Source organism: Neisseriaceae bacterium CLB008 (assembly GCA_041228285.1).
Lineage (GTDB): Bacteria > Pseudomonadota > Gammaproteobacteria > Burkholderiales > Neisseriaceae > JAGNPU01.
In genome coordinates, this window is the sequence record CP166133.1 from 1094767 (window position 1) to 1105650 (window position 10884).

Consider the following 10884-nt stretch of genomic DNA (forward strand, 5'->3'; position numbering starts at 1 on the left):
CATGAGCCTTAATCATTTAAGAACGACAGCCTTACTGCTGCTGACGCTCTGGTTTAGTTTGATTTTGATTAATAATTTGACTGATCCTGGCACCAACACCGCGCTGATTGCGGCTGTGGTCAGCATGGAAGGTCTGCGCGCTGATCCTGCCTTTGGTAATGGCCTTTTGTGGCGTGCCGTGGCTCAACCGCAAGCATTTGCCGAGGTGGCGCTTAAGCTGGTAATTGCCTATCAGCTGTGTCTGGTGATGCTGCTGTGGCGAGCGGTGTGGCACAACGTTCGGCGCAGCGCCAGTGCGCAGGCTCTAGCCGCGGCTAATCTGGGTATTGCCCTGATGTGTTTACAGGGTGTTGGTTTGATGCTGATGGGCCTGTATTTTGGCTATTGGCTTCATTTTGGCGGGCCTCAGGTGGTGCATTTGTTAATTTTGCTCAGCAGTTTGGGCTTGGCCATTTTGTTTAATGTACAGCCGCGTACGGTTTAATGCCACCGCGCTGGGCTGTGGTCAGACTGTGGCTTGTTTAGGAACTGCTGGCAGAGGTTTTTTAATCGTAGCCGTTAAAGGATGAATGATGAAAACACAATCGCCATCACCGTACTTATTGGGACTGTTGCCCCTGATTGCGCTGGCCGTGGTGTCGCAGCTGTATGTTTTGTTGCCGGTCACGGCTTTATTGGCTGGTTCTTTAGGGGTGAGTGAAGGGCAGGCCAGCGGCTTGAGTACGATTTTTTCTATAGGCTACGCCAGCGGGATGTTGGTATGGGGCGTGCTGTCGGATCGGTATGGTCGTCGGCGCGTGTTGATGCTCGGTATGAGCTGCTTATTGTGGCTGACTCTGTTGCAAACCTGGGTTGAATCTTGGCAGAGCTTATTGGTTTTACGCGGGGCTCAGGGCTTTTTTGCGGCCACGTTCGCGCCCGTCATCATGGTCTGGCTGGCCGAAAATGTGGCCTTGCCTCAGCGCTTAAGCGTGATTGCCTATTTGAGCTGTGCTTTTTTGCTTGCAGGCGTGTTGGGCCAAAGCATGGGGGCATGGTTGATCATTGATGATTTGAAGACGTTGATGTGGGTGTTTGCAGGCTGCTATGCCTTGGCGCTGGTGGTGATAGGGCGCTTGCCTGCACCGCTCAGGCGGCCGAAAGAGCCACCTAGAATCAGTGATTTAATCAAATCATTGCCGACCTTGTTGGTTCACCCTAAGTTAAGGGCTTTATATCTGACATCGCTGTTGTTGCTGTGGACGTTTGTGGTGATTTACGTTTGGCTGACTCAGCATCGTGACACAGGATTGAGCCAGATGGGGCTCAGCATAGGGCTGGTACGCAGTATTGCGTTGCCAGCCATGTTGTTGACGCTGAACAGTGTGTGGTTGATTCGGCGCATTGGCGCCGAACGGGTGTTGATTGGATCGATTGTGGTCATGATGCTGAGCTTGCCGTTTCAGTATGTGTCGGTACAGATGCTATGGCCATCGGGGCTGTTGTTGGGACACTTTGTGTATGTCGCGGCGCTGGCTTATTGTTTGCCCTGTTTGATTGCGACGGTAGGGCAGCAGGCGCAGAGTATTCAGACGGAAAGGCTTTCTAATGTACAAGGCAGCGCTGTGTCGATGTATGCATTTTTATTGTTTATTGGCACCAGCTTAGGCGCTTACTTGCCTAATGTGTGGCCGATTGAGTGGGTGTTTGGCGTATTGATGTTGGGGTTCTTGGCTGCGGCCGTGCTGCTGTATCGTGGTTCTGGGCGCTAATGCCAGGGCCATTAGATGGGGTGAGCAAAGCAAAGCCTAGCCACTATTTCTCAGCCATAGCGAAGGTCAAATTACCTTAAATAAGGTGCGCGTTGTGCCTTCTGTCATCGTGGGTGAAGGGTTGCATGTTTGGCCCTAAAGAGAGGCTATACCCGAAATCGGCAGTACCGCTTACGATGCTGCCGATTTTTACTTATTGCCTTAAACCATCTGGCCAAGATCTGACCATGACTTAAATCAGTCTTTATTACAAATAGTGGTTATTTTGGTAATAATTACAAAAGATGCCGATATTCTCGCTTTATTATTAGATTTATGTGAAAGATTCATTTAACATTGCCCAGTTTTTTTGAAAATTAAGGCATTTTTTATAAGACTATGTTTTAAAAGAAAAAACAAATCAAATAATAAATAGCAGTAATAGAGAAAGGGATTTTATGAGTCACATGGAGCATGATGAAGGCAGCGGTCTACATCGGTCACTTAAGAACCGACACCTGCAGCTAATTGCCATTGGCGGTGCCATTGGTACGGGTTTATTTATGGGTTCGGGTAAAACGATTAGTCTGGCTGGGCCATCACTATTGTTTACCTACATCATCATTGGTTTTTTCTTGTTTTTCACCATGAGGGCAATGGGCGAACTATTGCTGTCGAATCTGAAATATAAATCGTTTGTTGACTTTACACATGATCTATTGGGTCCTATTCCAGGCTTCTTTGTGGGCTGGACCTACTGGTTTTGTTGGGTGGTGATTGGGGTGGCCGATATTGTGGCCATCACGGGCTACACCCAGTTTTGGTGGCCAGACGTGCCGTTATGGTTGCCTGGCGTCTTGTGTATCGGCTTTTTGTTAGGCTTTAACCTATTGTCTGCCAAGCTGTTTGGTGAGGTAGAGTTTTGGTTTGCCTTGATCAAAATTGTGGCGATTTTTGCCTTGATTGCGATTGGTATTTATCTGTTGGCCACGGGTTTTGTGAGTTCAGCTGGTCATGAGGCGAAAATCTCTAACCTATGGATTCATGGCGGCATCATGCCGAATGGCTTTACCGGGTTCTTTGCAGCCTTCCAAATTGCCATTTTTGCCTTTGTCGGCATTGAGCTAGTGGGGACGGCTTCGGCAGAAACCGAAAATCCTCACGTAAACTTACCTAAGGCCATCAACAAAATCCCAGTACGTATCATTGCGTTTTACCTATTGGCCTTAGCCGTGATCATGACGGTGACGCCTTGGACTGAGATTTCACCTGACCGCAGCCCATTCGTGGAAATGTTTGTCTTGATCGGCATCCCCATTGCCGCGAGCTTGATTAACTTTGTGGTGTTGAGCTCAGCCTTGTCATCGGCCAACAGCGGGATGTTCTCTACCGGCCGTATGCTGTTTGGTTTGTCTCGTGCCAAGAGTGCCCCTGGCGTGTTTGGCCTATTGTCATCGCGCGGTGTGCCAAGCAATGGTTTATTGTATTCATGTGCGTGTTTATTGGTTGGCGTGTTTTTGTTATACCAAGACGGCAACATCATGCACGTGTTCACGATTGTGACCACGATTTCCAGTATTTGCTTTATTTTCGTGTGGGCGACCATCATTGTGGCTTACATGAAATACCGTAAGGTTCGTCCTGATGTACACCAGGCTTCTAACTTCAAGATGCCTTTTGGCGTGCCGATGTGCTGGTTTATTTTGGCTTTCTTTGCCTTCGTCCTGTACTTGTTTAGTCAAGAGTCAGACACCTTAACCGGTATGTTGTATACACCGATCTGGTTTGTGCTGTTGGCGATTTCTTATTTGTTCTACCGTAAGAATCACCAGTAAGCGATCAACTGAATGACCCCCTGACGTCCCTCTGCGGCGTCAGGGGGTTTTTGTTTGAGCTAGCCGTAAGGTGAGGGCATCCAGAGGCAGGCGCAGGCCAAAATCAAACCATTCATCCATATTGCCGGTTTGAATTTGGGAGATGATGGCGGTGCCTAGGGGGTATTTTTGAAAGATGGCTTGAATCGCGTCGTCGTGCTGTTTCTTGCTGAGGTTCTTACTGCTTAAGGCCTGTTCTTCAATGGTGAAACCGATGATGTAGTAGAGTAGGGACATGACGCTCCACGTGGCGGTTTGTTCGTCGGCGCCCGCCTCTTTTAAAATATGGATCATCTGAGTGGTGACCCGGGCGACGTTTTCGGAAATGGGGTAGGTGGTGGCTAAAAAGCGGGCGCCGTCGCGGCGGCTGAGCAAGGCTTGGCGGATTTCAGAACCAATATGTACCAGTTGCTCGACCCACGTAGCATTGTTCGGCATCTGTCTGGCCACAGGCGCTAGGAGCGTGTCGGCTACTGCCTCAAGCAAAGCTTCTTTGTTTTTAAAGTGCCAATATAATGAGGGTACTTGAATGTGTAGTACCTGGGCCAGTTTGCGCATACTGAGGCCTTCTAGGCCAGCGGTGTCCAATAGGTTTAAGGCAGTGGCAATGATGCGTTCTTGAGCCGGTGACATAGGCATCCAATCGAGCGTGATTTAATCAAAGAGGCCACCCACAGAGGGCTCTCGTGTCTGCCAGACATTATAACGGAACCCTGCTGATGCTTGGGCGTGCAAGGATGGGGTCTAGACAAAGAAAGTGGTTTTATTTTAAACTGATTATGTTTACTGCTGCCCAAGCCGCGCTTGGGCGTTGTCTGAATGATTTCTTCTTTTTATTAAAGGACGCCTTCGTCATGATCATCCTAGCTTAAGTTGCTTTAAGGGCAACGCCTTTCTTTTTGGTGGTTTGTGCCTGCATCTTAATGTGGTTGATGGCGTCTTTGCGTCTATTTAGTCTACGGTTTTCTGAACCGATCTGGATCTTGTTTGCGCTTTGCGTGAGCGGATGGCACAAATCAAATTTTAGTTTGTTTTGTCAGGAGGTTTTATGTCCTCATCTTCAATTGATTTTTTAACGTTTAATCGTCAGGCTTGGGATCAACAGGCGCTGGCACAGCAGCCATGGTCTCGTCCGGTCAGTGCCGAAGTCATCGCGGCTGCGAAACAGGGCCAGTGGCAGGTGCACTTGACGCCACAGCCGTTGCCCGCACATTGGCTCGGTGACGTGACTGGGTTGAATATTTTGTGCTTGGCGTCGGCTGGGGGGCAGCAAGCACCAGTGTTGGCGGCGGCTGGAGCCAATGTGACGGTGTTTGATTTATCTGATGAGCAGTTGGCGCAAGATCAGATGGTGGCACAGCGCGATGGCTTAAGTTTGCGTACGGAGCAGGGCGATATGACCGACTTAAGCCGTTTTGCCGACGCTGCTTTTGATGTGGTGTTTCACCCCATCTCTAATCATTATGTACCGAGCGTGTTGCCGGTTTGGGCGGAATGCGCGCGCGTCCTCAAGCCTGGTGGGGCCTTGTTGGCCAGCTTCTATAATCCTGTGGTGTACGTGGGCGATCGTGATCCTCAATATATGGCTGATGGCGTGATCAAGCCTAAATACACATTGCCTTATGCCGACATCACTGATTTGACGGCATCCGAGTTGACGGCCAAACAGGCGCGCCATGAGGCTTTGGTGTTTGGCCACAGCCTAACCGATTTGATTGCGGGCCAGCTGCATGCAGGGCTATTGTTGGCTGATTTTTATGAAGACAGTCAACCGCAGCCACGCTTTCTCATAGATCATTATTTACCCACCTTTATGGCAACCAAAGCGATTAAACCTGCTTAAATGAAGCATGGCAATGCTCATGAAGCTGGCTTAGGTTGATGAGCCAGCTTCACGTTGTCTGTCCAGCCGCGTTAGAGTGTGGTCTAATGATGCTGGATTAAGCTAGACCGCAGAGGCCTGGCTGACATTGGATAAAGAAAGAGGAACGGTATGTCTTTAATAGTATACGGGGCGCCACTGTCGCCTTTTGTTCGTAAAGTATTGTGGTTTGTGCAAGAGCGTGAGATGGATTTTGAGCATAAAGTGATCATGCCTTTTGTACAGCAGCCAGATTGGTATCTGGAGATCAGCCCCTTGGGGAAAATTCCCGCCATTCAGGACGGTGATTTTGGCTTGGCGGATTCCGCCGTGATTTGTGGCTATTTACACGACCAATATCCACAAGGCTTAAGCCTGTATCCGTCGACGCCGCAGGCTTTGGCGCAAGTGCGCTGGCTGGAGCGTTATGCCGATGAAACCCTGGCTCAGGCGGCTACGTTTAGCCTATTTAGTCAGCGAGTACTGTCGCCCATGATGGGTAAGCCAGTTGATGAAGCCTTGGTGGATGCGGCTTTAGCCAAACTGCCGCAGCTATTTGACTATTTAACCAAGGTATTGGGTACACAGGATTATTTAGTAGACAATACGTTAAGCGTCGCTGATTTGGCCGTGGCCACTCAGTGGGTAAGCTTGGGCTATGCCGGCGAAACGATTGACGCCGAGCGCTGGCCGGCCTTGGCGGCGCATTTTAAGCGCTTAAGCGAGCGCCCCGTGCTGCAGGCCATGTTGGCAAAAGAGCAGGCCTTGATGGCCAAGCTCATGGCCAAATCAGCATCAGCATAAAAAAACGCCAAGGCCTAGCCTTGGCGTTTTGTATTACAGCATGTCAAACCAAATGAGGTGGCTGTCTTCGCTGGCGCTGATGTCGGCAGGGCCGTTAAGCGCTACAGCGTCGCCGCTGTGTAAAGGCTCACCGTTGAGAGTAATCTGGCCTTTGATCACGTGAATGTAGCTGGTGCCCAATTTAGGCGTGGTTTGGCTGTGTTTTCCAGCCTCAAGCACCAGCGCCGACACATAGGCATCTTGGCGGATGAGTAGCGGGCTATCAGCGCCAGGTGAGACGATGTTGTGCCATTGATTGGGCGTTTTAAAAGGGTTGACATACGCTTGCTGGTAGGTCGGCTCGGCATTTTTAACGTTTGGAAACAGCCAAATTTGCAAGAAATGCACCGGCTCATCGGCATCGTTCATTTCACTGTGGGTGACGCCGCTGCCGGCGCTCATTAGCTGCCATTCACCTGCATTGATATAGCCTTTATTGCCCATGCTGTCTTGGTGGGTGAGGCGCCCAGACAGCACATAGGTGAGGATTTCCATATTGTCATGGCCGTGGCGGCCAAAGCCTGTGTGGGGCTTGACGCGGTCTTCATTGATCACGCGTAAAACGGAAACGCCCATGTAATCGGGGTTGTACCAGCTGCCGAAAGAAAAGCTGTGTTGGCTTTGCAGCCAGCCTAAATCGACGGCGCCGCGTTGTGGGTTGCGATGAATCATCAACATAATGTGTCCTTTCTTATGGCTACGGGTTTAAGCTGTGCCGGGAGCCACTGATTATTATTTAAAGACTTTGAATCGGTTTTGGGTTTCGATATAGGTTTTTTCGGCGGCTTCTGCTTTGATCGACCCAAACGGCATTTGCGCTCTGAGGCGCCAAGAGGCAGGAATGGCCCATTCAGTGCTGATGCCAGCGTCGATTAAGGGGTTGTAGTGCTGTAGGCTGGCGCCAATGCTTTGCTCATTTAAAGCGACCCACACTGAGTGCTGGGCCATGCCAGAAGCCTGTTCCGACCAAGTAGGGAAATTGTCGGCATAGGATGGAAACTGGGCTTGCAAGGTGGCCACAACGTCTTGGTCTTCAAAAAACAAGACGGTGCCTTTGGCTGCTTTAAACATCGTCATTTTATCGGCAGTAGCGGTAAAATCAGCGCCGCGATTGCGATCGCGCAAAACCTGCTCAGTTAGGTCCCAGAGGCGATTGTGGGCTTCATTAAATAAGATCACAATGCGTGAGGACTGTGAGTTAAAAGCGCTAGGGGTTTCTTCGACGGCATTGATGATGAGCGTCTCAATATGAGCCTCATCTAGCGTGGTGTCTTTGCCTAAAGCATAAATAGAGCGGCGTTTTTTAATGGTTTGAATAAAAGCAGTCATGAACGTCCTTTCAATCAGTGAAATGGGTACTTAATCAAATCTGAATTGATTAAGTGATTATAAATTAAATAGTTGATGGTTTATTTTACGATGTCAGTGTGGCTTTGAGTAGGCCGAAATCAGCAATTCACTTTTGCATTTTTGGTGGGCTTGACGCTGCGCTCAGGGTGAAGCAATGGATGATTTAACCGATTTTTATTATTTTGTTGAAGTGGTCCGGCACGGCAGTTTTGCAGCGGCGGGGCGTGCGCTCAATGTTTCAACGGCAAAAATCAGCCGCCGTATGGCGCTATTGGAAGAGCGCCATCAGGTGCGCTTGATTCAGCGTTCGACTCGAAGCTTTGAGGTCACAGAGCTGGGTCAGGCTTTCTATGAGCGCTGCGTGGCGATGTTGGCCCAAGCTGAAGAAGCGCAAAGTATTCTACAGTTAGGGCAAAGTGAAGCCCAAGGCATTCTGCGCATTAGCGTGCCGCCAGCATTGATGCACCATCCTTTTCAGGCGATTTTCAATCAGTTCATGTTGGCCCACCCCAAGGTTCAGCTGTATGTGGAGATGACGCATCGACGCATCAACGTCATCGATGAGCATTTTGACTTAAGCATCAGGGTGCGTACGCCTCCGTTTGCAGATTCAGGCTTGGTGGTGAAGTCTTTAGCGGGGTTGACTCAGGTATTGGTGGCAGCACCAGCGTTGTTGGCCAAGCACGAGGCCATCACGACGCTTTCAGCTTTAGACGCGCTGCCTAGCCTCGGGCTAGGTGAGTTGCAGCGTCATCATTATTGGCATTTTGTGGGTGCCGACGGCAGCGTCACCAAGCATGCCTTCTTTCCTGGCTTTATGGCTAACGACGTGACGGCGCTGGTTTCAGCTGCGTGTGACGGCCTAGGCGTGGTGCAGCTGCCCTTGATGTACGTGCATGATTTAATCAAGAATGGGGCATTACAGCAGGTGATGCCTGAATATGCCTCGATTCAGGCCGGGGTATTGCAAGCGGCTTACCCAACGCGTAAGGGCATGCTGCCGATTTTACGGACGCTATTGGATTTGTGTGAACAAGAAATTCAGCTGTCTATTCAGCAGGATATCGGACTCGTAGCCGCTCATTTGGCCACGCAGGTGAGTCTATGAGTTTTATTCAAAAAGTGAATCTATTTAATTTTTTAATGTAAAGATTCATGTTTTTCTTTTTTGGCTGAAACTTCTAAAACATCCATAGCCATGAAAACACCATAAGTTATCCCCAGAAATTGGGGATAAGTCACCTTTTTGAGAACCTGATTTAATACTAGTATTTGCCTGAGCTGCGATGCTTAAAAAATAGGCAATAATTCCGAGTTTAACTTTAAAGATCTTTTTATTATTTAATGGTTAGAGTCTGGGAATAAGGAATGGTTCGAATTCATTATTTTAATTAATATGAATTGAAATCCTAATATAATTAAAGGGCTTAGATAGATATTAGCTTGATTTGGTCGTAAGTCTAGCCATAGCTAAGTTTGCTTATAAATATGGGCTGGTTTATTCGGTTTCAATGCCGTAGGGAGGGCTGCGGCCCACGCTGGTTTCAATGTTAAGCAGGTATTCTGTGTTGTGGGGCGGCTAGGGGATGTTTTACCACTGGCGACAAAGGCTGGCTTGTGGGCCATTTGTAGGGTGGCGCAAAGCGTAGCGTGCCCACCATCTTTTTGTTTTCATAATGCTTCGGTTATTTCGTTATTGATTAAAGGTTGCCTTTCGCCTGTAGGCGACATACTTTCTTTTGGGTGGCCAAAAGAAATGACGTCGCCCAAGGGGCGAAACAAAACGACCAAGTAATAGCGAAATAGCCGAAGCATTGAAACTAATGATTTAAAACGGTGGGCACGCTACGCTTTGCACCACCCTACGCCCACCGGTAAACGTGATTACCATTATGACGCATCGAGGAGCGACACTAAAAACCATGATTTTCGTCATCACCGATCATAAGCTTACCGTTAGCCCCTGCATCGGCCCAAGCGTGACCATGCAGGGGCTGATGCTTTAAGTACTTAGCCCCGCTGGCGTAACGCTTGATCGATTTTTTGATCAGTCTTGTATTGGCTAAGGGCATAAACCGCCCAAATGGCGGCGGGTAGCCAGCCGATTAAGGTGATTTGTAAAATCAGACAAATAAAGCCAGATATGGGGCGGCCGATGGTGAAAAAGGTTAGCCAGGGCAGAATTAAAGCAATCAGTAAGCGCATCATTAAAGTCCTTTTAGAAAAGTCATAAACGTCTGACATCTATCCTAGTAAATAGTGCCCTTTAAGTGGATTTAAAGGGTTGATGCCATGATTTGGCCATAATAGTGGTGTGATTCACATGGTGTGTTAATGGCAGCGCCTTTAGGCATCGGGAGCGGTAGGGAGGCTGCGTTTTATCTGCCCTAGATGGCCATGCACCAGCCGTGGCTGATTTATTAAGGTTTTCTTAAGCTTCATTCGCTATCGTTGAGGGCCAAGTCATGTTCATTAGGAATCCCTGCGATGGCCAAACATCAACCCTCATCAAGCGCCGAGAAGCCTTGGGCGTGGACGCTGTTTTTTATTTTACTCGGTGCATTGACGCTCTACATCGGGCTCAGCGCTTGGCCCTAGACTCAGTCTTTACTGGCTTCCAAAATTTGTGGCCCTGGGCCTTGTTGGCCGAGGATGTCGTCTGGATTGCGTAAGGGGCAATCTTTTTGCGACAGGCAGCCACAACCAATACAACCATCTAGGCCGTCTCTTAGGCGGATCAATCGCTCAATGCGCTGGTTTAAGCTGCTGCGCCAGCGCGTTGAGATCACCGTCCAATCATCCACGCTGAGCTTGGTGTCTTGGCCGATTTCCCCAAACGAGGCTTTAATTTCTTCTAGTGAAATCCCCGTGAGCTGCGCCACTTTAATGACGGCAATATGGCGCAGCACGATGGCGGGATAGCGGCGTTGATTGCCGCTGGTGCGCCAACTTTTAATCAAACCTTTTTCTTCATAAAAATGCAGGGTGGCAACCGACACCCCGCTGCGCTTGGCGACTTCGCCGACGGTCAGTACGCGACCGTGTTCATTTTCGGATGGCATGTTTATCCTCTTGACCTCAGGTTAACTTGAGGTTTTATAATCCGCTTCGCTGTGTCTGTCAAGTGGTGCGCTTTGGCCATGACGACATGGTTTAGGCGTGAAGCCGGCCGGAAATCTCACTGTGGCAACGATGCCGCTCAGTCAGGCACAGGCCGCCTCACGGA

11 protein-coding genes are annotated in these 10884 nt (G+C 49.3%); 6 read left to right on the forward strand and 5 right to left on the reverse strand.

Annotated features, from left to right (window positions below; genetic code table 11):
- Position 1 precedes the first annotated feature (1 nt).
- The 3 genes from AB8Q18_05020 (at position 2) to AB8Q18_05030 (ending at position 3565) form a co-directional block, all read left to right on the forward strand.
- The gene (locus AB8Q18_05020) at positions 2 to 484 is read left to right on the forward strand and encodes a DUF2165 family protein (GenBank protein ID XDZ52417.1); all 483 of its coding nucleotides are present in this window, start codon (positions 2 to 4) and stop codon (positions 482 to 484) included.
- Between the two features lie 88 nt (positions 485 to 572).
- Positions 573 to 1751 (forward strand): MFS transporter, encoded by a 1179-nt coding sequence (locus AB8Q18_05025; GenBank protein ID XDZ52418.1) that lies wholly within the window; start codon positions 573 to 575, stop codon positions 1749 to 1751.
- Between the two features lie 437 nt (positions 1752 to 2188).
- Positions 2189 to 3565 (forward strand): amino acid permease, encoded by a 1377-nt coding sequence (locus tag AB8Q18_05030; GenBank protein XDZ52419.1) that lies wholly within the window; start codon positions 2189 to 2191, stop codon positions 3563 to 3565.
- Positions 3566 to 3604: 39 nt separating this feature from the next.
- Here the strand turns inward: AB8Q18_05030 and AB8Q18_05035 are convergent, their stop codons facing one another.
- Entirely contained in the window at positions 3605 to 4237 is a 633-nt protein-coding gene (locus AB8Q18_05035) for a TetR/AcrR family transcriptional regulator C-terminal domain-containing protein (protein ID XDZ52420.1), read from the reverse strand.
- A 415-nt stretch (positions 4238 to 4652) separates the two neighbouring features.
- Between AB8Q18_05035 and AB8Q18_05040 the strand changes: the two genes are divergently transcribed.
- The gene (locus AB8Q18_05040) at positions 4653 to 5447 is read left to right on the forward strand and encodes a class I SAM-dependent methyltransferase (GenBank protein XDZ52421.1); all 795 of its coding nucleotides are present in this window, start codon (positions 4653 to 4655) and stop codon (positions 5445 to 5447) included.
- Between the two features lie 150 nt (positions 5448 to 5597).
- Positions 5598 to 6269 (forward strand): glutathione S-transferase family protein, encoded by a 672-nt coding sequence (locus tag AB8Q18_05045; protein XDZ52422.1) that lies wholly within the window; start codon positions 5598 to 5600, stop codon positions 6267 to 6269.
- A 33-nt stretch (positions 6270 to 6302) separates the two neighbouring features.
- On the opposite strand, the gene AB8Q18_05050 is transcribed toward AB8Q18_05045, so the two are convergent.
- Together AB8Q18_05050 and AB8Q18_05055 are read right to left on the reverse strand one after the other, a co-directional pair.
- Positions 6303 to 6986, reverse strand: coding sequence for a pirin family protein (locus AB8Q18_05050; protein ID XDZ52423.1), 684 nt, complete (start codon positions 6984 to 6986; stop codon positions 6303 to 6305).
- A 54-nt stretch (positions 6987 to 7040) separates the two neighbouring features.
- Positions 7041 to 7637: a nitroreductase family protein gene (locus tag AB8Q18_05055; protein XDZ52424.1), complete on the reverse strand. Its 597-nt coding sequence runs from the start codon at positions 7635 to 7637 to the stop codon at positions 7041 to 7043.
- A gap of 175 nt (positions 7638 to 7812) precedes the next feature.
- Here AB8Q18_05055 and AB8Q18_05060 point away from each other — a divergent pair, with 175 nt between their 5' ends.
- The gene (locus tag AB8Q18_05060) at positions 7813 to 8766 is read left to right on the forward strand and encodes a LysR substrate-binding domain-containing protein (protein ID XDZ52425.1); all 954 of its coding nucleotides are present in this window, start codon (positions 7813 to 7815) and stop codon (positions 8764 to 8766) included.
- 902 nt (positions 8767 to 9668) lie between these two features.
- Here the strand turns inward: AB8Q18_05060 and AB8Q18_05065 are convergent.
- Together AB8Q18_05065 and soxR are read right to left on the reverse strand one after the other, a co-directional pair.
- The gene (locus tag AB8Q18_05065; GenBank protein ID XDZ52902.1) at positions 9669 to 9863 is read right to left on the reverse strand and encodes a YqaE/Pmp3 family membrane protein; all 195 of its coding nucleotides are present in this window, start codon (positions 9861 to 9863) and stop codon (positions 9669 to 9671) included.
- A 395-nt stretch (positions 9864 to 10258) separates the two neighbouring features.
- Complete coding sequence (soxR, locus tag AB8Q18_05070; protein ID XDZ52426.1) at positions 10259 to 10720, reverse strand: redox-sensitive transcriptional activator SoxR; 462 nt, start codon at positions 10718 to 10720, stop codon at positions 10259 to 10261.
- Positions 10721 to 10884 lie beyond the last annotated feature (164 nt).